Source organism: Mucilaginibacter polytrichastri, assembly GCF_001911425.1.
Classification (GTDB): domain Bacteria; phylum Bacteroidota; class Bacteroidia; order Sphingobacteriales; family Sphingobacteriaceae; genus Mucilaginibacter; species Mucilaginibacter polytrichastri.
Genome location: NZ_MPPL01000001.1, coordinates 4,530,377 through 4,551,658, shown reverse-complemented (window position 1 = coordinate 4,551,658; position 21,282 = coordinate 4,530,377). Strand labels below are relative to the sequence as shown.

General features: G+C 42.2%; 19 protein-coding genes and 2 tRNA genes. 14 read left to right on the top strand and 7 right to left on the bottom strand.

From position 1 onward, the window contains the following. Positions 1-275 precede the first annotated feature (275 nt). The 13 genes from RG47T_RS19535 (at position 276) to RG47T_RS19475 (ending at position 10,624) form a co-directional block, all read left to right on the top strand. Positions 276-557 (top strand): DUF427 domain-containing protein, encoded by a 282-nt coding sequence (locus RG47T_RS19535; protein WP_074491128.1) that lies wholly within the window; start codon positions 276-278, stop codon positions 555-557. A 2-nt stretch (positions 558-559) separates the two neighbouring features. Next, entirely contained in the window at positions 560-1,942 is a 1,383-nt protein-coding gene (locus RG47T_RS19530; RefSeq protein WP_074491127.1) for a mercuric reductase, read from the top strand. Positions 1,943-1,951: 9 nt separating this feature from the next. Beyond that, positions 1,952-2,908, top strand: coding sequence for an ABC transporter ATP-binding protein (locus RG47T_RS19525; RefSeq protein ID WP_074491126.1), 957 nt, complete (start codon positions 1,952-1,954; stop codon positions 2,906-2,908). Between the two features lie 38 nt (positions 2,909-2,946). Continuing rightward, on the top strand, positions 2,947-3,357 hold the full coding sequence (locus RG47T_RS26175) for a hypothetical protein (protein ID WP_139235732.1): 411 nt from the start codon (positions 2,947-2,949) through the stop codon (positions 3,355-3,357). Further along, entirely contained in the window at positions 3,350-4,921 is a 1,572-nt protein-coding gene (locus RG47T_RS19515; RefSeq protein WP_074491124.1) for an ABC transporter permease/substrate-binding protein, read from the top strand. The genes RG47T_RS26175 and RG47T_RS19515 overlap by 8 nt, the downstream gene beginning before the upstream one ends. 4 nt (positions 4,922-4,925) lie before the next feature. Further along, a complete protein-coding gene (gene egtB / locus RG47T_RS19510; RefSeq protein ID WP_074491123.1) occupies positions 4,926-6,080 on the top strand; it encodes an ergothioneine biosynthesis protein EgtB in 1,155 nt (384 codons plus the stop codon). A 10-nt stretch (positions 6,081-6,090) separates the two neighbouring features. Next, complete coding sequence (locus RG47T_RS19505; RefSeq protein WP_074491122.1) at positions 6,091-7,083, top strand: L-histidine N(alpha)-methyltransferase; 993 nt, start codon at positions 6,091-6,093, stop codon at positions 7,081-7,083. 192 nt (positions 7,084-7,275) lie between these two features. Continuing rightward, positions 7,276-7,347, top strand: a tRNA-Glu gene (locus RG47T_RS19500). 94 nt (positions 7,348-7,441) lie between these two features. Then, positions 7,442-7,513: transfer RNA gene (locus RG47T_RS19495), tRNA-Glu, on the top strand. A gap of 232 nt (positions 7,514-7,745) precedes the next feature. Next, complete coding sequence (locus RG47T_RS19490; RefSeq protein ID WP_074491121.1) at positions 7,746-8,876, top strand: serine hydrolase domain-containing protein; 1,131 nt, start codon at positions 7,746-7,748, stop codon at positions 8,874-8,876. 47 nt (positions 8,877-8,923) lie between these two features. Then, on the top strand, positions 8,924-9,364 hold the full coding sequence (locus RG47T_RS19485; protein WP_074491120.1) for a MarR family winged helix-turn-helix transcriptional regulator: 441 nt from the start codon (positions 8,924-8,926) through the stop codon (positions 9,362-9,364). A 302-nt stretch (positions 9,365-9,666) separates the two neighbouring features. Then, entirely contained in the window at positions 9,667-10,116 is a 450-nt protein-coding gene (locus RG47T_RS19480) for a DinB family protein (protein ID WP_074491119.1), read from the top strand. A 160-nt stretch (positions 10,117-10,276) separates the two neighbouring features. Further along, the gene (locus RG47T_RS19475; protein WP_074491118.1) at positions 10,277-10,624 is read left to right on the top strand and encodes a hypothetical protein; all 348 of its coding nucleotides are present in this window, start codon (positions 10,277-10,279) and stop codon (positions 10,622-10,624) included. A gap of 545 nt (positions 10,625-11,169) precedes the next feature. Here RG47T_RS19475 and RG47T_RS19465 read toward each other — a convergent pair. The 4 genes from RG47T_RS19465 to RG47T_RS19450 all read right to left on the bottom strand — a co-directional run bounded on the left by RG47T_RS19465 (position 11,170) and on the right by RG47T_RS19450 (position 15,167). Then, on the bottom strand, positions 11,170-11,559 hold the full coding sequence (locus RG47T_RS19465; RefSeq protein ID WP_074493590.1) for a nuclear transport factor 2 family protein: 390 nt from the start codon (positions 11,557-11,559) through the stop codon (positions 11,170-11,172). 68 nt (positions 11,560-11,627) lie between these two features. Further along, on the bottom strand, positions 11,628-12,518 hold the full coding sequence (locus tag RG47T_RS19460; RefSeq protein WP_074491116.1) for an MBL fold metallo-hydrolase: 891 nt from the start codon (positions 12,516-12,518) through the stop codon (positions 11,628-11,630). An 82-nt stretch (positions 12,519-12,600) separates the two neighbouring features. Further along, positions 12,601-13,182, bottom strand: coding sequence for a Crp/Fnr family transcriptional regulator (locus RG47T_RS19455; protein WP_074491115.1), 582 nt, complete (start codon positions 13,180-13,182; stop codon positions 12,601-12,603). 104 nt (positions 13,183-13,286) lie between these two features. After that, complete coding sequence (locus RG47T_RS19450) at positions 13,287-15,167, bottom strand: gamma-glutamyltransferase family protein (protein ID WP_074491114.1); 1,881 nt, start codon at positions 15,165-15,167, stop codon at positions 13,287-13,289. Positions 15,168-15,318: 151 nt separating this feature from the next. Between RG47T_RS19450 and RG47T_RS19445 the strand changes: the two genes are divergently transcribed. Further along, entirely contained in the window at positions 15,319-15,618 is a 300-nt protein-coding gene (locus RG47T_RS19445; protein ID WP_074491113.1) for a Dabb family protein, read from the top strand. Between the two features lie 156 nt (positions 15,619-15,774). On the opposite strand, the gene RG47T_RS19440 is transcribed toward RG47T_RS19445, so the two are convergent. The 3 genes from RG47T_RS19440 to RG47T_RS19430 all read right to left on the bottom strand — a co-directional run bounded on the left by RG47T_RS19440 (position 15,775) and on the right by RG47T_RS19430 (position 21,212). Beyond that, entirely contained in the window at positions 15,775-17,073 is a 1,299-nt protein-coding gene (locus tag RG47T_RS19440) for an NRAMP family divalent metal transporter (RefSeq protein WP_074491112.1), read from the bottom strand. 165 nt (positions 17,074-17,238) lie between these two features. After that, positions 17,239-18,432 (bottom strand): aminotransferase class V-fold PLP-dependent enzyme, encoded by a 1,194-nt coding sequence (locus RG47T_RS19435; RefSeq protein WP_074491111.1) that lies wholly within the window; start codon positions 18,430-18,432, stop codon positions 17,239-17,241. Positions 18,433-18,575: 143 nt separating this feature from the next. Further along, the gene (locus tag RG47T_RS19430; RefSeq protein ID WP_074491110.1) at positions 18,576-21,212 is read right to left on the bottom strand and encodes a DUF5686 and carboxypeptidase-like regulatory domain-containing protein; all 2,637 of its coding nucleotides are present in this window, start codon (positions 21,210-21,212) and stop codon (positions 18,576-18,578) included. Between the last annotated feature and the right edge of the window lie 70 nt (positions 21,213-21,282).

Sequence of the window (21,282 nt, the reverse complement as noted above, 5' to 3'; positions counted from 1 at the left end):
ACAAGCAAGCTTGGATTTAACTATAATTTAATTATTTTACATTTAAAATTAAATTATAGTTAAATATTAGATGGATCAGCGATTAAACGCACAGCATTAATTATTAAAATGAATAATTAAGTAGCAACCTGCCCTAGTGAAGAACCTGCGGGCGTTATAATTTAAACTTTTACAGTATTTAAACGTTGAAAAAGCAGCATTTTAAAATCACAATAGGTGATAAAAGAAAAACGTATCTTTATCATAACAGCATCAATCCTAAGAAATAAAACAACATGAAAGCAACCTGGAATAACGAAGTTATTGCCGAAAGCAATGACACTATCGTAGTTGAAAACAATCATTACTTCCCGGCAGAAAGCGTAAAAAAAGAATACCTGCAAGGCTCGGATACACATACTACCTGCCCATGGAAAGGCTTGGCATCATATTATACTTTAACGGTAGATGGCCAGCAAAATAAAGATGCAGCCTGGTATTACCCGGAACCTAAAGAAGCCGCCGCCCAGATTAAAAATTATGTTGCCTTTTGGAAAGGCGTTAAAGTAACCGCATAAGCATGAAGCATTATGATGCGATAGTGATAGGTGCGGGGCAGGCAGGATCTCCATTATGCAGAAAGCTGGCTAATGCGGGCAAAAAAACCCTAATGATTGAGAAGCGCTGGATAGGCGGTACCTGCGTTAATGATGGCTGCACGCCAACTAAGGCTATGGTGGCATCGGCCAAAGCGGCCTACATGGCAAAGCATAGCGACGATCTGGGCGTGCACATTGATGGCTTCCATGTAAACATGAAGCAGGTAAAAAAACGCAAGGACGAAATCGTAATGCAATCACGTAGCGGCGGCCAAAAGGCGATAGAGACAACGGAGAACCTCGACTTGCTATTTGGCGAAGCTTCTTTTACCGGCCCTAAAACCATTAAGGTAAAACGGAATGATGGCGGCGAAGAAGAAGTACAAGCCGACCTGATATTCCTGGATGCAGGCGCAACACCCATGATCCCGGATATTGAGGGACTAAAGGATATTGACTACCTGACATCGACCAGTATTCTCGATCTGGAAGAAGTACCTGAGCATATCCTCATCATAGGCGGTAATTACGTGGCGTTAGAATTTGCGCAAATGTTCCACCGCTTTGGCAGTAAGATTTCTGTACTGGAGCGCGGTGAACGAATTATGGCTAAGGAAGACGAAGATATTTCGGATGAACTGAAAAAGATATTGGTTGAAGAAGGTCTCGATATTTATACCGAAGCACAAGTACACAAATTTGAAAAAACTGCCACAGGCATTAAAGCTTCGGCTGTTATTGCTGGTGAGAAAAAAGAATTTACCTGTTCGCATGTACTATTAGCCGCAGGCCGAAAGCCGTTAACCGAAGCACTCAATCTGGATAAAACAGGTGTTGAACTAAATGAAAAAGGCTTTATAAAAGTAAATGATAAACTGGAAACCAATGTGCCCGGCATTTATGCCTTGGGCGATGTTAATGGTGGCCCGGCATTTACACACATTGCTTATAACGATTATACCATCGTTTACCGCAACCTTGTAGAGGGAACCAATTACAATACCACAGATCGTCCCTTACCATATTGTATGTTTACCGACCCGCAACTGGGGCGTGTAGGCTTAACAGAAAAGCAGGCCCGCGAGCAGGGTTATGCTATTAAGATAGCTACCCTGCCCATGAAACACGTAGCCCGTGCTATTGAAGTGGGCGATACACGCGGTATGATGAAAGCCGTGGTGGATGTTAAAACCAAAGAGGTTTTAGGGGTGGCCATTTTGGGTGCCGAAGGCGGCGAAATTATGTCGGTAATGCAAATGGCTATCGAGGGCGGCATTACTTACGATAGGATACGGTATTGTGTTTTTGCACACCCTACGTATTCAGAATCATTGAATAACCTTTTCCTGAAAATAGAGGAGTAAATTGTGAGCATGATTTCGGTACGGCAACTCAGCAAGCATTATGGTGATATAAAAGCGGTAGATCAGATCTCGTTCGAAGTTAATGAGCATGAGAATTTGATTTTACTGGGCACCAGCGGCTGTGGTAAAACCACCACGTTAAAGATGCTTAACAGGCTGATAGAGCCAACATCGGGCGAGGTGTTTTTCGATGGGAAAAACATCAACGCACAATCTCCCGAAAATTTGCGCCGGGGGATAGGTTATGTGCTGCAAAATACCGGCCTGTTTCCACATTATACTATTGCCGAAAATATTGGCATTGTACCCCGTTTACTTAAATGGGATAAAGTCAAAATAGAAAGCTGTACACAAGAACTTTTAGAAAAGCTGCACTTGCCTGCAGAGAGCCTGCACCAGTATCCGTCGCAGTTAAGCGGCGGCCAGCAGCAGCGGGTAGGGCTGGCCCGTGCGCTGATTGCCGACCCTCCGGTATTATTAATGGATGAGCCTTTCGGCGCACTGGATAACATTACCCGTGCCAAAATACAAGCCGAATTTAAGGAACTTGATGAACTGACCCGCAAAACTATCATTATGGTTACCCATGATGTACAGGAAGCTTTTGAACTGGCCGATAGGATCTGCCTGATGGATCAGGGGCATATCATCCAGATCGGTACACCGCAGGAACTGCTTTTTAAACCGGCTAACAATTTTGTAAAGCAGTTTTTAGATGCACAACGTGTACAGCTTGAGTTTAAAACTGTTACGATAGGTAACCTATGGGACAGGTTACCCGAGGGTAGCCTGGAATCCGTATCTGCTGTATTAAACCACAATACCAGCGTTTGGGCAAGCCTGGCAGCGTTTGAAAATCAAACTAAACAACAATTAACTATACAAAACGCCGGTGCAACCAAAAATGTAACGTTCGAACAACTGATGTCGGCATTTCATCAATATCAACAACGCCCGCAGGTATGAAAAAGGTATTTTACCTATTGCTGCTAATTAAAAGTATAATGCTTACGCATAATTGTAGCTATGCGCAACCTCTTGCTTTAAATTCTGTAAAAATAAAGTGGGTCGACTTTAATATGGAAGCGTTTGCGAATGTTAGTTGTGAAGACCTTGATCATTCTTTTAATGATGGAGAAAAAAGGTCCAAATCCATTTTCAACAAGAAAGATTTGCTTCATTTTCAATCACGCCTTAAAGGACTGAAACCAATTAAGCCGCTACAATCTTTTGATGTGCGCGGGTCGGTAAATCTTATTTATAGTAAACGCAATGTCAAGTACTGTTTCGACGTATTCGGGCATTTCTATAAAGACGGAAATTATTATTTCAATAAGCAGCTCCTGATTTATATTTCAGATAAAATATTTGTGCATCATCCCGAATATTTAGATACACTCCGGCAATATGAATGAACATCAACAAACCTTGTGGGAGTTTATGCAGCAGCAGTCGGACAAGCTGTTGACGCAAACCCTGGAGCATATCGGGCTCACGTTTATTGCCCTGTTATTAGCCATTATAATTGGCTTGCCGCTGGGCATCTTTATTGCCCGCAAACAAAAATTCTCCGGTATTGTGCTGGGTATTGCGGGCGTACTGCAAACTATTCCAAGTATCGCGCTATTGGGCTTTATGATCCCGGTATTGGGCATCGGCCCTAAGCCTGCCATTGCTGCTTTATTGATCTATGCGCTGCTGCCGGTAATCAGAAATACCTACACCGGTATTACCGGTGTAGACCCCACCATTAAAGAAGCAGCACAGGCTATGGGCATGAGCAAGCAACAAATACTATCCCGGGTAGAGCTGCCGTTGGCTATGCCAGTAATATTGGCCGGTATCCGTACTGCTGCGGTAATTAATGTAGGCGTGGCAACACTGGCTTCGCTAATAGCCGCGGGTGGCTTAGGCGAGTTTATATTCGGTGGTATCTCGCTTAATAATACCAACATGATTTTAGCGGGGGCAATCCCGGCGGCATTGCTTGCCATTGTGTTCGATTTCTTGCTTTCGCTGGTACAGAACCTGAACGTGAAGAAGCTGAAAGTTGCTGTGCAGGTACTTCCGGTAATTCTTGTTCTTATATCGGTTATCTACCTTGTTCCATCAGCCTATGGCAGTAAACTCAAAGCTGGTTTTACACCAGAGTTTATGGGCAGGCAGGATGGCGATCTCGGCCTTAAACAAAAATATGGCTTAAAGATACATACCCTGGTAATCAGTGATGCCGTGATGTACAAGGCGGCTTATCAAAAAGAGCTGGATGTGATCAGCGGATACTCTACGGATGGCAGGCTGAAGGCTTTTAACCTGGTGGTATTAACTGATGATAAGGCCATCTTTCCACCATATTATGCTGCACCAGTAGTTCGGGAGGATGCCCTGAAAAAATTCCCGGAACTGGAAAAAACCTTGAACCTGCTGGCCGGTCATATCACAGATTCTATCATGACCACTTTAAACTATCGTACCGATTACCTGCACGAAACTCCCGAAAAGGTGGCTAAAGATTTTCTGGTAGCACAGCATCTGTATAAAGCAGATCGTAACGGCTCGGGGGAAACGGTTCGCATCGGCTCCAAAATTTTCGGCGAGCAATATATTTTGGGCGAAATGTACAGTATGCTGATTAAGGGTTATACCGATTACCGGGTTTCAACCAAAACTGGTTTAGGCGGCACCAAGATTTGCTTCGATTCGCTCACCAATAATCAGATAGATCTGTATCCTGAATATACCGGCACAGGGTTACTGGTAATGCTTCAGCCCAAACAAAAAGTGATCGATTCTTTATCGACAGATAAAAATAAAACCTACCAATACGTAAAAGCAGAGTTCGAAAAAAAGTATCAGTTAATTTGGTTAAAGCCTATTGGCTTTAATAATGCCTATGCCTTGATGATGCGAAAACAACAAGCGGATGACTTAAAGATTAAAACAATTTCTGACCTTAAACGATATTTGGATAGCAAATAAGAGCATGAGTTTATTAGGCGATTGTTATAAAAAAGTAAGGCAGCGAAGCGAGCAAATTTGTAGCCCGCTGCAAACAGAAGATTACGTGGTGCAACCCATTGTGGATGTGAGCCCGCCTAAATGGCATCTGGGGCATACTACATGGTTTTTTGAAACCTTTATTCTAAAACCCTACTTTATGGGCTATCAGGAATTTAACCCTGAATACAATTACGTTTTTAACAGCTATTATGAAACTGTAGGTGCACGGGTGATCCGTACAGACCGGGGCAACCTGAGCCGCCCAACCGTGCAGGATGTTTACAAATACCGCGCCTATGTAGATGAAGCCATGTACCAATTTTTGGCCGAAGAACCATCTGCAGAAGTAAACGAGCTGCTTACGCTTGGGTTTAACCATGAAGAGCAGCACCAGGAATTATTATATTACGATATCAAATACATTTTAGGCCATAACCCATTGTTCCCGGCTTATGATGCAGGTTACGTGTCTCCACAAATAGAAAAAGTTGCCGGTGGCGATTTTATTGTCATGCCCGAAGGTATTTACGAGGCCGGTTTTGATGGCGAAGGTTTCTGTTTCGACAATGAACTGAACCGCCACAAAGTTTATCTGAATGCTTATGAAATAAGCCCCAACCAGGTAACTAACGAAGAGTATTTAGCTTTTATAAACGATGGCGGTTACCACGATTTCCGCTACTGGCATGCCGAAGCTTGGGATTGGGTAAAAACCAATAAGATTGAAGCGCCGCTTTATTGGCATTTGATTGATGAGCAATGGCATAACTATACCTTTAGGGGCTTAGAGCCATTAGATTTAGATGAACCTGTTGGCCACATCAGTTACTATGAAGCCTATGCTTACGCCTCCTGGAAAGGCCTGCGCCTGCCTACCGAGTTTGAATGGGAGGCTGCTGCCAATAAATTTAAATGGGGTAAAAGCTGGGAATGGACAGAGAGTTCCTATCTGCCTTATCCCGGTTTTGCCAAAGCTCCTGGAGCCATCGGCGAGTATAATGGTAAGTTTATGGTGAGCCAAAAGGTGCTTCGCGGAGCATCAGAAGGCACGCCGCCGGGCCATAGCCGCCCAACTTACCGCAATTTTTTTCACCCGAGTATGCGCTGGCTTTTTAACGGTATCCGTTTAGCCAGATAATTTGATAACAATGCAAGCTACCCAATTACAAAACCAACAACCTTTAACCGCTATGGATGCCTCCACTAGTCAGTTTTATGACGATGTGCTTAGCGGACTGACTTCAACACCCAAACACCTCGATGCCAAGTACTTTTATGATGCCCGTGGCGACGAATTGTTTCAGGACATTATGAACTGCGAGGAATACTACCCGACAGATTGCGAAATGGAGATATTCGCTGAGCAAACAGCCGGGCTGGTAAATGCGCTTAAGGCAGATGGTACACCATTTAACCTTATTGAACTGGGCGCGGGCGATGCCACTAAATCTATCCACCTGTTGAGAGGGTTGCTTGATGCCGGGGTTGACTTTACTTATTTGCCGATAGATATTTCGGGCCATGTGATAGATTCTTTAAATGAAACCTTACCTGCCCAGCTTCCCGGCTTGCAGATTAAAGGCTTGCAGGGTGAATACTTTAAAATGCTGAAACAGGCCGCCGCTGGCTCTGACAAACGGAACGTGGTGCTTTTCCTGGGATCAAATATTGGCAATATGCCGGTACATGAGGCCGAAGACTTCTGCAAGGTACTGCATATGCACCTTTCTACGGGCGATATGGCTTTGATTGGTATAGATCTGAAGAAAAATCCAAAGGTGATCCTGGATGCCTATAACGATAAGCAGGGCATTACTAAACAGTTTAATCTTAACCTGCTCGACCGTATTAACCGGGAGTTGGATGCCGATTTTAATACCAACCAGTTTGACCACTACCCAACCTACGACCCCGAAACTGGTGCCTGCAAAAGCTTTTTAGTGAGTTTGCAAGATCAGCAGGTAAACATTGGCGGCCAAGCCATCAGTTTTATTAAAGACGAGTATGTTTATATGGAGGTATCGCAAAAATATACCCTCGAACAAACCCGTAGCATGGCAGCTGGTGCTTGTTTTAAACCTGTTAAAGATTTTTACGATAGTAGAAAGTGGTTTTTAGATACCATTTGGATAGCCAAATAAGCCCTTAACCTCAATATAAAGTAAGTTTTAAATTTTTTTTCAATTCGATTATTAATTTATAACTCAAACTTATATCTTTGCAATCCCAAAATAAGGGAAGCAGTTCTTTAAAAGAGTAGCAATTAGTTAATAAATCATTGGTCGCTAAGGCTGTTGATTAAAAAATTAAAGCCTTTTAAATAAAAAATAAGAGGCCCGTTCGTCTAGGGGTTAGGACGTTAGATTTTCATTCTAGAAACAGGGGTTCGATTCCCCTACGGGCTACTACAATAAGTTAATAGTTATAAGTTCAAAGTCATTGAGTCGGCTTTGTAAATTACTTAAACTTTTAATTCAATACTACAGACTCAAGATAAGAGGCCCGTTCGTCTAGGGGTTAGGACGTTAGATTTTCATTCTAGAAACAGGGGTTCGATTCCCCTACGGGCTACTAAGCCGCTTTACGAAAGTAGAGCGGCTTTTTGCTTTTGAAGTTTTTTTTTCGGTTAAGCGCGGACGCTTAACCGGGCGAGAGAGTCTGCCCATTTTCAATTTAATGATGCAATCAAATGTCATGATAATAATTTGCATCGGCTATCAGCATATCTATAGTTGCTTGGCTTAGAATAAAGCAACGGGAAAAAAATATGAATATTATTGATATATCAATTATATTTGCATCAATGAAAGCAAAAACTACAGCAAAAACTTTTCTCCTTCCCATACTCTTTTCTTTAACAACTATTTGTTATGCTCAAAATAACAACCGAGATAGTGTGGTTAAAGCAATTATGGCACAGCATCACATCGCCGGTTTATCCGCGGCTGTCATTGATAGCGGTAAAATTACCTGGGCTGGTTATTATGGTTATCAGAACATAGCGCAGCAAAAGCCCGTAGATGCCCAAACGATATTCGTTGTTGCCTCTACCTCAAAGACCGTTACCGCCGCAGCGCTAATGCAGCTTTACGGGAATGGGAAATTTAAAATGAATGACGATATTAATCAATATCTGCCTTTTAAGATCATCAATCCCAATTATCCAAATCTGCCCGTCACTTTTGCCCAGTTGCTTCGCCACCGTTCGGCTATCCAGGACAACATCCCGTACATGGGTCAATTCTGGAACGTTAATAAGGGGGATCCGACCATAGCACTGGGTACTTTTTTGAAGGGTTATTTAGTTAAAGGCGGAAAAAACTATGATGCCACCAAGAACTTTTATAATGAAAGGCCCGATAGTGCCTTTCATTACAGTAACGTGGGTATCGCATTGATTGGCTATTTAGTAGAACGCATATCAGGTATGCCTTTTGAACAATATTGTAAACGTTACTTATTTACTCCACTGGAAATGGATGCCGCTTCCTGGTACCTAAGTGGGATTGATACGACCCGGCTGGCGATGCCTTATAACTACAATGATTCGCTGAAAAAATTTGTCCCGCTGGGTTTTGGAGGTTTTCCCGACTATCCTGCCGGTACGTTGCATACTACGGCCGCGGAATTTGCTAATTTTCTAATTGCATGGACACAGGGTGGCAAATTCAAAAATAAAGAGGTATTTAAGCGGAACGCCGTGCAGCTATTAACACCGGATGAAACCAATTTAGGTTATTATACATGGTTCTTAAGGGGCACAAATAAAGGGGAATTAATTTATAACCATACAGGTGGTGATGCGGGCGTAATGAGTTTTATTGCTTTTAATCCGAAAACAAAAAAAGGCATTTTGTTTATGATGAACAGTTACTTAGAATCCCGTGAAGCCTATATAAAACTGATCAACATCTTCTATTATGGTACGCTTTAATCCGATCGTTTCATTTTTTTTTAAATTACCCTATAACAAACAGATTCATGAGTGAGCAGGAAAACCTGGAAGACATATTATTTTATTCCCTCGAACGATCAATAAAAAGCTACCGGCAATTTGCACAGCAACAATTAGTTAAAAAGGGATTTGAGATTACAATTGATCAATGGCTGCTGCTGAAAACTGTGTATGACAATCCAGGACAAACACAAAACCAGATTGCTCAAACTATATTTAAAGACTTTGCTTCTGTTACCCGTATGGTAGAATTACTGGTAGAAGGAAAATATATCATCCGCAATCCGCACCCAACAGACCGCAGAAGATTTCATCTGAAATTAAGTGAACTCGCCGTTAATCTATTAGATAATATGCAACTTGTGATTGAAAATAACAGAAGGATAGCGTTAAATAATATCAGTAAACAACAAATTTTACAGTTTCATCAGGTTTTGGATCTCATATATAACAACTGTACAGCCTAAACAGAATTAGATAGAATAGGGGAAAGGCAGCCGTTTTAAATGCTATCGCTTATTATAAAATCGCTGATAATTAAGAAATTTATGATGCTGCTAATAATCTCAATTCCTCCAAAAGGGGGTTCGAGATTCTTCCCCTACGGGCTTTTTTGTTGTATTAGCTTTGTGCAGCAAGAGCAGGCAATAAAAACACGCTACACATGTGCGCTAGCAAGGAGTAAATCAGTTTACAATCTTATAATATCCTTTAAACTTATGTAGATATTATAAATTTATATTTTTGAATCTTAAATTCAATTGCTGCAATGTTTGTATCCATACTGAAAAAACTTTATTTGCGCGATTTAGCCAAGCTTCGTACAGAAATTGAGCTTTATAAAAATGAAGAAAACCTTTGGCATACCGAGGGTGATATAGCCAATGCTGCAGGCAATCTTTGCCTGCACCTGGTTGGTAACCTGAATACTTATATTGGCAACGTGCTTGGCAATACAGGATATGTGCGCAACCGCCCGTTAGAGTTTTCGTCACGTAATATTCCTCGTGCCGATTTGTTGAAAAGTATTGATGAAACCATCGAAATGATAGCCACAACTCTCGACCAGTTAAGCGATGAAATTCTATCAAATGAATATCCGCAAATTGTTATGGAGCAAACTGTGACTACCGGATATTTTTTAACCCATCTGTCATCACACCTCATGTATCATTTGGGCCAAATAAACTACCACCGCCGCCTACTGGACAAGGTTTAGTGTTAGGTAATTTACAAATCCTGAAAGGAAAGTTGTTGTAGCCGAACTTACTTAGCAAACGATAGAAGTAAGTGTTTTATGTAATTTTTTTGTTGAAATTATTAATTATTACTGTAATAAACTAGGCCACTTTGCGATTGTACAATTGAAAATAAAGCCGATGAAATTAACAATTACCGCAGTAGATTACGCTCCTGAAGAATTATACGGACAAATACCCTTTGAAGTTGAGTTGCTCTGTGAAGTTCCCGGGTCCGATAGGCCAGATTATTGGATTGGGAAACTGCATCCGGAATTAAAATGGATTAAGGATAGTTTTGAGAGAAAAGTAACGCATGTTGTGATAGCTACAAGATGGCAAGGCACATCTATTTTGCTCAAAGTCAAAGATCTTCCTGTTGGTATTTCGTATGTGACAGATTTGAAATTACTTGAAGAAGGGTTTATTGATTTTAACAAGTTGCAGTATGTAGCAATAGCAATTGCTCATGAAACTGCAGAGCTGTAAGTTACGACTAGAAAAGAAAATTTAGCCGGACAAATTAAAGGAATATTTGGAATAGGTAAATTAAAATTGTACAGTTGTGTTATCCTTAACCGAAGACCTATGCTGCGAAAAATACTTATTTTTAGTTTTCGAATATTTGCAAGACTATTTTTTCTGTTATCATTATTATTTATTTTACTTGTCCGACTTAGCGAAAAAGGAGATATTTTAGATAGAAACTCTGGCTGGATTGCGGTAGCGTTTTTTATAGCATTAGTATTTTTTATTTGCACTTTTTATATCAAATATCCGGCTAAATATATCTACAGACAGAAAACTGCAGACGAGTTAAGGAACGAAATTAGAAAGTCTAACATCGACTTATTAAGAAAGGAAATATAATCTTAACAGTTAATTTGATTTCCAATCCATCTGAATATTTCGACAAGCTATTTGCTTTTTAAATACCAAATTTAACGAAATAGGTATTTCCCATTAGCTGGTGCACGCGTTTTGCGAGTTCCGTTACAGGTAATCTGGATCGAAAGATAACCGAACTATCAATTTTATTTTAAAGCGTTATTTACAGATTGGCTGTCTACAAACTGTTCAAAGCTTACAATTTTTCCATCTTTTAATTTCCAGACGTGGGCTACCCTGGCTTCAAATGCTTTGCCGGTTATTTTATAAATACCCGTGTAGGTGCCATAGGCTACAACTTTATTGTCGCTGGCAACATAGTCTTCGGGCGTGAACTTATAATCTATCCACTCACTACCCAAGCGGCTGAAAACATTTTTAGTGATGTTATCGAGGCCAATGTATGTACCACCATAGGGGAAGCCTTTGGCCTCTGTCCAGCTAATATTATCGGCTACGTATTTAGCAAGGTTTTTACCATTTTCCTCAGAAGTTTTACCTTCGTAAGTGCTTCTTACAATTTCTAAATTGGTCATTTTGTTTTGATTTATAGCACAACCCGACAGTACAATAAGCACTGCCAGGTTGAACAGGATTGATAGTTTTACCATTTCATTTCGCCGGTGTTTACTTTCGCGCCAATCTGTAAGGCTGTTTCAAAAGTAAGCGCAGGATATTTTGCTTTTATTGCGGCAACAAGTTCTGCCGAGGTTTTGTTGGTTTTCAAAGCTTCTTCATAAAACTGGATGTAGCTTTTGGTATGTTTTACCGCGCTAATATCAAACGGGCTTGCATTATTGGCGTGAGCCGGGATTACGATAGCGGGATGTAATGCCTCAATCTTATCCAACACCGTGATCCATTGTTGCCTTGATTCTGTGGTTTGTGCATCCGCCATCCAAAGATTAAACGTTGTTCCGAAGATATTGATACCACCAACAACTGCTTTGATGGAAGGTATCCATACAAAAGTCTTAGCCGGAAACTCTTCCAAACCAAAAACTTCTAATTGCTGCCCTTCCAACTCAAGACTATTGCCTTTTAAAACCTGCGGTAAAATAACATTCGAAGTCACCTTGCTACCCAATTGCCCGCCCCAGACATCTAATTTCTTTTGAGCGGTCGCTTTAATATGGTCTACGGTGGCTGATGTGGCATAAGCAGTTACTTCAGGGAAATACTTTTTGAAAACTTCCAGTCCGAAATAGAAATCCGGATCTCCGTAAGAAACATAAATGGCCGTTAATTTTTTACCTGAATTTTTGATTTCCCGCGCTACTTTATCTGCATCTGCCAGCGTAAACTGGGCGTCGATCAGTATGGCATCAGTTTTACCTGATATGATGACCGATGCTACACCAAAAGCATTTTCTGATGCGTTGTAGACTTGTAACTTTAAGTTGTTGGCTTCAATGGTTTTGAAACTTTGTGCCTGCGCTTCCATTTTGAATAAAATTAAAGTGGTTAATAATACTATTGAAAAAATTTGTTTCATCTTTTTGATTTAAATGATGAAACAAAGATGCTTACTGTATACACCTTAAAACATTGAACAAGTTCAATAAATGCAAGCCATCTTATTTTCGACCGGCAATCTTTCGTCTTATCTTACTCAAAAATTCGTGGCTGATACCTAAATATGCGGCGATCTGAAGATTGGAAAGCCGCTGGAAGAGCTGTGGGTATTTTTCTATAAAATCAAGGTAGCGCTGGTCGGCGGTTTTACTCAAATTGTCTATCATTCTCCGTTGCAGGGCAACATGCGTTTTTTGAGTCATTACCCTAAATAGTTTCTCTATTTCAGGTAGGTTTGTGTAAGCAAATTCTTTATCCTTTTTGGAGATCAAAAGCACTTCACTATCTTCAAGTGCTTCGATAAAAAGTTGTGAGGGGATACCATTTGTAAAACTATCAATATCTGTGATCCACCAGTTTTCAACAGCAAAATAAAGTATTTGATCAAAGCCATTCTGATCAATATGGTAAACGCGAAAAAGCCCTTTGGTAACAAAACCTTCAAATCTGCAAACTTGTCCCGCTCTCAATAAAAAGTCCTTTTTCCTGATTAGCTTTTGTTGAAATAAACTGCAAAAGGTTTCCGTTTCTTCGTCGGAAAGAGAAATATGTTTAGCGATATTTTGTTGGAGCAGTTTTGTCATTTCCAGGCGCTTTTAAAGTTACCTATAAAATCAGGTAAACAAAAAAATCTGTTCCCCCATTCGCTGGTGTGCGCTTGTCGCGCGTTCTGTTATAGTAACCTAAATTACCAGCCTATCCCATAATCTTCACCGTGGTTGCTCGAGCCTCCCCATAAGCTGCCATGTTTCCAGTCGAAATAAACGGCATTAATGGGGCCGCTGGTACGCTCGGTAAAGCTAAGCGTATAGCCCATTTTTTTAAGCTGATCGCGTACTTCATCTTTGGTATTGGTGTTTAATAAGATTTGTCCGGGTTTAGGTTCGCGGTCAGCAGTTTTTGTGCCGCCCAGGGAAAGCCATAGCTGGTTGGTATTAAAGTTAGGTGCTTCGGTAGCCTTTTGCACAGTCATGCCAAATTCGGCCACGTCCAGAAAAAACTGGATCAGGTTCTGGTCCTGCGTATCGCCGCCTTGTACCGCTGCAGACAGGTAAGGCTTGCCATCTTTCATAAACATAGATGGCGAGAGGGTTACCCTCGGCCTTTTACCCGGCGCTACCACATTGAAAGGGTTCAGGGTAGAGTCGAGTACAAAACTTTGCATACGTTGGCTCATACCAACGCCTGTGTTGCCTGCAATGCAAGCCGGCAGCCATCCGCCGCTTGGCGTTACTGATACCACCCAGCCGTCTTTATCGGCTGCTTCTATAGATGTGGTGCCTCGCCATAAACGGTCTTCATAAACCTCTTTCGGCGTGTTATTTCCCAGATCATGTTTCGGGGCGAAGTTGCGTTTGGTAGTATCCAGTTCAAATCCGCGGTCTTTCAATAAGTTAATGTAAGGGTTCACCTTGCCCTCAAACGGATAAGGGTTGCCCGGACCAATCTTTGCATCGTTTTTATCATACTGAATTAATGCCGCCCTTTGTTTGGCGTAATCTTTACTTAATAAGCCTTTAATCGGCCCGTTAGGGTTGGCAGCCGGGTCGCCATAGTAAAAGTCGCGGTCGGCAAAGGCCAGGTTCATGGCCTGGTAAACGGTATGGATATATTTAGCGCTATTATAACCCATGCCTTTCAGATCGAAGTTTTCGAGGATGTTCAATGCCTGTAGCATTACCGGGCCCTGGGTCCATTGTTGAAGCTTGTATACGTCGATGCCTTTGTAGTTCACCATTAACGGGGCTTCTTCCACCGGTTTCCATTTGGCCAGATCTTGCATGGTAATTAAGCCGCCTTGTTCTTTGCTGCCGCGTACAAACTCTGCGGCAATATCGCCTTTGTAAAAGCGATCATAAGCTGCCATCAGTGCTTGTTTACGGGTTTTGCCTTTCTTTAGTGCGGCTTTTTCGGCCTCAACCATTTTGGTTAGGGTGGCCAGTAAATCCTTCTGTACAAATATCTCGCCCGGCTCTGGTGCTTCACGTTTTTCGCCCGGGTGGGTCAAAAAAACCTTTTTGCTGTAAGGCCAGGTTTTCAGCATGTCTTTATCTTTTTCTATCGTATTGGCAGCCTGTGCTTCGATAGCATAACCCGCTGCCATGTGCATGGCAGGGGCCAGTACCTGGCCCAAACTCATGGTGCCATACTGCATCAGCATGTATATTAAACCGCCCGGAGTGCCCGGTGTAGTTGCTGCCAGCGGGCCATATTCTGGCGGGAAGTTGTATCCCTTACTCTTAAAAAAAGCTACTGTGGCTCCTGTTGGAGCAACGCCCATGGCATTTATGGCAATTACCTTCCCGGTTTTAGGGTTGTAAATAAGCGCCTGTGTTTCGCCGCCCCAGCTCAGGGTATCCCACATGGTGCAGGTAGCGGCAAGCATAGCGCAAGCAGCATCAACCGCGTTGCCACCCTGCTGAAATATCATCGATCCCGCTGTAGCTGCCATTGGTTTGCCGGTAACAGCCATCCAGCTGGTGCCATACAACATGGGTTTCTGGGTTTGCTGCGCAAGTGTGGTTAACGCGAAACTGGCGAAGATTATTAATGCTGATAAACGCTTCATAGGCACTAATATAAGAATTTTGCAAATTGGGTCTGTGTAACTTATTTAGGAGGATAGACCTGGATGTATAATTAGACCTGTTGCTTTTTATGAAGAACAGAAGTTGGTGCTATTCACCCCAATAATTACATTTGCCGAAATAAAATATAATATGATAGCCCACCACGTTTTATTCTGGCTTAAAGCCGATACCACTGAAGATCAGAAAACCGCTTTCCGTAAGGGGTTACAAAGTTTAGCAGGAGTAGAAGTTGTTAAGAATCTGCACATTGGTACCCCGGTTGCCGAGATTGACCGTGCGGTAGTTGATACCACTTATACCTTTAGCCTTGTTGTGTATTTTGATGATTTGGCGGCGCACGATGTTTACCAGGTGCACCCGGTACACAAAGCGTTTTTAGATGAAAACCGCGTTTACTTTGAAAAGGTAATTATTTACGATGCTGCGTAAGCGGTAATTGATGCCTCATCCAACCCTCTCCAAACGGAGAGGGCTTTAATAAGTACTCCCTTCGGGTGGAGATTTAGAGAAGGCTTCTAAAAGAGATTACTTCCTACCGCAATGATGAAATTAAGATAATCTTGATTCTAGCCTCTTCCTCCCCGATTATATCGAGAAAAACATAGCCACAGCGGCCCCACCCATTACAATAAAGGTAACCCAGAGTAGTGTTTTAGATAGCCAGCGGCTTTTATATTCGCCCATTATTTTTTCGCTGGCAACAATTTTGGTGATTAAAAACAGTAAGGGTACCGCAGCCACACCATTCAATACAGCCGTATATACCAGGGCCTTAACAGGGTCGATGCCCACAAAGTTAATGATGAGGCCAATGAGCATGGCAATTGTAATTACGCCGTAAAAGCCATGTGCTTTTTTAAGCTTTAAATTAAGGCTGGCATTCCAGTCAAACGCTTCGGCAACAGCATAAGCAGCCGAACCAGAGAGTACAGGTACGGCCAGTAAGCCCAGCCCGATAATGCCTATTGAAAAAATAACTTTAGCTAAATATCCCGAATGCGGGAACGAATGCACCAACGGCTCGAGCGCCTTGGCGGCATCGGCTGCGTTTTTAATATCCTTAACACCGCTGTTATGCAAAACGGTTGCACCAACCAGCAAAATACACCAGGTTGTAATTTCGGATATTACCATGCCGGCAGTATTATCTTTACGCATGGCGTGGATGTGCTGCCAGCCGATAATAGGTTTGCCGTTTACAATAAGGTTTTTTTCTTTTTCTTCTTCTACCTCCTGCGATGCTTCCCAAAAAAACATGTAGGGTGTAATGGTAGTACCAAAAACGCCGGTAATAATAAATAAAAAGGCGAAGCTAAATTCTATATGCGGTACAACTGTTGCTTTTAATACCGTAGGCCAGTCCTGGTGAATAATAAAAACAGTAATGGGATAGGCCAGCAATGCCAAGGCTAGCCATTTAAGTATGCGCGAATAAACTTTATAGCTGGTAAAAATTTCGATGACGAGAATGCCAACGGTAAACAATAGCGTAAGCACCACAAACTTAACGGGGATTAATAATTGTGCAGCGGCAGCCATAGCCCCAATATCTGCCCCAATGTTGATGGTGTTAGCCACTACCACTAAGCCTACTACGGCGTATAAAACAGGCTTGCTGTAATGCTCTTTTACCACGGCGGCAATGCCTTTGCCGGTAACCAGGCCTATACGGGCACAGGCCTCTTGTACGGCCATCATAAATGGCAACATGTAAAGGGCGGTCCACAATTGCCCGTAGCCAAATTGTGCGCCGGTTTGCGAGTACGTGGCAATGCCAGATGGGTCGTCATCTGCAGCGCCGGTAGTAAGGCCGGGTCCTAATATGGAAAACCATTTCCAGAATCCTTTTTTGGCCGGAGCTTCTTCGGGTTTTTGTGCAGGCATTGGCTTAATTAATGGGGTTGGTTAATAAAACACTAACGTTATAACGTGGAGTAAGATACTTAATAACGATGGTGAACGCAAACCAGTAAGCTAATGAGTGAGTTTTGAATTAGTGAATACAGCTTATTTGTAAACTTTTTACACACACTCTACAACTCACTACTACTATGCCATCATTTTCAGCTCATCACACATCGCTTTTATTTCATCCGCTGTATTGTAATAATGTACCGACGCGCGTACAATGCTGCTCAAGTGGTTTTTATCCATATAAATTAAGGTAGATACCGCTTTGCCTACAGATACATTGATGTTTTTTTCTGCCAGCTTGCTTTTTACCAGCGTGCTATCCAGACCATTTACAGAGAAGGTTACAATGCCGCATTGCTGGCTGCCAAAATCATGTACGGTTATACCTTCAATATTATTTAATTGTTGGCGAAACAGAGTTGCCAGATATTGTATGCGTTCCCATATCCGGTCGACACCGATATTTAAGGCATATTCAACAGCCTTGCCAAGCCCCAGGGTGAGGGCGCGGCTTTTTTCATAAAGCTCGAAACGTTGCGCATTATCCATTACTTTAAACTCGTGCTGGCTAACCAAGTCGGCCGTGTGGCTATCCATAAATATAGGTTTCAGCTGGTTTTGTATTTCCTTGCGCACATATAAAAAGCCGGTGCCGCGCGGTGCCCGCAGGTATTTGCGACCGGTTACTGAAAGCATATCGCAGCAAATCTCCTGCACATCAACCGGTATTTGCCCGGCGGTCTGGCAAGCATCAACTAAATATAAAATATTGTGCTTGCGGGCTATTTTACCAATCTCTACAATGGGGATCATGCCCCCGGCAGTTGACGGGATATGTGTAACGGCAATCAACTTGGTTTCGGGCGAAATTGCTTCTTCAAGGGCGATTAGAGAGAAGTTACCATGCTCATCATTCGGAATAACTTTAATAGCCACACCGTGCTGCTGTTTGGCATTTAAAAACCCAATAAGATTGGTTACATACTCCATTTCGGAAGTAATGATCACATCGCCGGGTTTAAAATCGATGCCGTTAAAAGCTAATCCCCAGGCAGTGCTGGCGTTTTCTACGATAGCAATTTCATCGATATTGGCATTAATTAGCCGGGCAATGTGGGTATAAGTATTGGCTAATTCATCTTTGTAGTTAAACTCAGTTTCGTAACCGCCCTGGGTTGCTTCTTCATTTAAATAATTAATAACCGCATCAACTACCACATCTGGTGGCAGGGATGAGCCTGCGTTGTTAAAGTGAATTTTGTATGTTGTGCCTTTGGTTTCGGCTCGTAGTTGTTGTATTTCCTGTTCGCTTAATGGAGTAATTGCCATATGATATTTTATTTGACCAAAGTAAAAGGTATCTGCTTGAATAAAACAGATGCAGATTTAATAAATTTAACTGTAACAGATGTATGAGCAAAAAAGCCGTTCATAATGACTGAACGGCTTTGGTTAATATAATTTTTGATCTGCTAAAACTGTAATACAACCAGGAACCTGATGCCGTGTTTAGAGGTTTCGGGGTGATCGAGGTAGCTAAAGCGTTCTACATAATCTACCCGCAATATTTTAAATATATTGGCAATACCAACGCTGCCTTCCATGTAGGGCCCGTTGTTTAGGCTATAAACAAAAGGTTTGCCGCCCCGCTCGGGGAATTGTAAGAGCGATGGATCATTAGCCGGATTATTCTCGGCCCGTAAACCTCCCCACAGTGCTTTGTATGACACTACTTCACGCAGTTTCAGTTTCTTTAGCAAGGGGATTTTATTAAAGATATAGCCATTAAAGTTTTGGTCGATATTGATGGCTGCGTAATGATCGCTCACAAACTCCAAAAAGTTCATAAGGTTATAAGATTGCAGCTGCAAGGCATAGCTTTGATTGGCGTGGTGAATATCCAGCAGCGGGAAAGGCAGCTTGCCGAATATATAGCCGCCCTCGGTACTTACATCGGCAAAGCCCAGTTGCGATAAATAAAAGCGCTTGGTAATGTTACCGGTAAAGTTTTCGTAGTGGTAATTGCCGCCCAGTGCTTTAACGCCCTGTTGGTAGCGGAGGGTAAAAATAGGGTACTTGTCAGGAATAGGTGTCCGGTATAGTTTCCCCTGGTAAAATTTCTCATTTGGTGCATAACGAAACTCGGCCGATAGTTCGGTGGTATTTACGGAGCTAACTGTGTTTGGCTGGCCGTTTACCGTGTTTTGAAAATACAATGCCCCGCCCAGGTTTGGCCCTGCCGGGTTTTGGTTCCATTTCTTTAATTCAAATTTATAAGAGAAGTGGTTCTGAAACTCGCGTACATAATCAAACCTAAGAACATCGTTGTAGGTAAGAATATCATTAGCGCCGCGTTTAAAGGAAAGTAAAAAGTTGTCTTCTTGCACAAACTGCAGTTCCTGGCCGGGTATTTTGGTATCGTGCTGATAGCTTGCGCGCAGGTAGCTTTGCGGGAATGCGTAAATAGATTTATCATTCAACGAGTAAGTGCCGCTTAAAAAGTATTTAAACTTTTTGTCCTTAAAGCCATAGGCACCATAGGTTTCAAAATAGTATCGCTTGCTGAGGGCGGTTGTGGTACGGCCCCCAAGCCTCAGCCTGAAACCTTCTATCGGGTTAAAGTTGTAAAAAGTGTTAACGGGGCCAACTTCAAAAGGCCCATAGCTTTTGTAACCGGCCAGTACCAGGGTTACAATATCCATAGTGCGTTTAAAAGACGGGATGGTTTGCAGACTGTCAATATCCTTGTAAATACTTGCTTCTGATGCCTTTAGGGTATCGGGCCGGTTTTTGTTCCAGTATTCGTCGCCTTTATCTGCGGCTGTTGGGGCAATAACTTCTGCAGGGCCTTCGTAGGTTTTAGCCGGTCGGGGTACATTAACAGCATAATCACTCAGCATCACTACGCGCTCGCCCAAAATACCGCCGCCTTTATTTTTGCTCAGTCCAAAATCTATTTTTAAATCGCTTTGGCTTAAATGATAGCGGGCATCTGCCCCTTTATCAAAGGCCAGCACGGCCTGCATTTGCCTTACAAAGTTAAGGTTGATGTTTTTATTTACCGATAGGGCCGCCCTTTCAACTGCGTAATTACCATCCATGGTAATATAGATCTTGCCTTCAAACAGCAGATCTGTGGTGCTGCGAGGCGTAAAACTCAGCTCAATTAAGTTGGGAGTTACATCTTTTAAGGTATCTGTAATAAAAAATTTATAAACAGAAGGCGCGGCATCTGCAATTGGGCTTAAAAGCTGGTTCCCCAGCAGGGCAATATTGTTATCATAAATATCAATGTCTTGATACATACGGTTAAAGTATGCTGTAAGGCCCTGGTTATCGATAAAGCTTTCGTCGTACTTAACCTGTTTATTAGCCTCAATAAACTGCTTTTTGGTGTAAGGCTGCTTCCGCAAAAAGGTATGCGAAAGTTTTTCTTCCATATATAGTGGCAACAGGTTTTTTCCACCTATTTGTGTAGAATCCTGCTGGCGGAATAAAAACTGGTAGTTTTTAAACATGTTTTTATTCTTAAACTTCTCCGATAGGTTACTGAGCGCAAATATCATTTTCTCGTACTGGTGGTATTCGGCGTAGTCGTAATTCTCTATCCGGTTTTGCTTTTTGTGGGCAATAACTTTGCGGATCAATTCTACGGCAGGGTTGTCCTTGTTTCTGTAGCGCACCTTTTTGCCCGATGTAACCACAACCTCATTAAGCAGGTGGGTATCTTCGCTCATGGCTATATTTTTTACCAGCTCTTGGCCCGGTGTAAGGGTTACAAAAACAGATTTGTAGCCGATAAACGAGAACTTAACCTGGGTATTAGCGCCGTTACCTTTAAGTAGGTAATTGCCATTGTTATCGGCGCTTACACCTATGGTAGTGCCAACAAAGGTTACAGTTACTGCCGGTAGTGTTTCTTTGGTTTTAGCATCGGTAATTACACCTTTTATAACCGTAGGGGTTGCCGGGGCTGTAGTTGCTGCCGCGTTATCTTGTGCGTATGTGCCCAGTGGGGCGGCCATTAAAACTACAGCCAGTAACAGCAAAATGGAGCGGCTATTGGCTAATAGCAGTGTTTTTAAATTAGTAGGTAGATCTTTATTCATAAGAATGTAGAATGCTTAACTATTATAGCTTCTTTAAGGGATACTATTTTCTGCTCAACCAAACACAAAT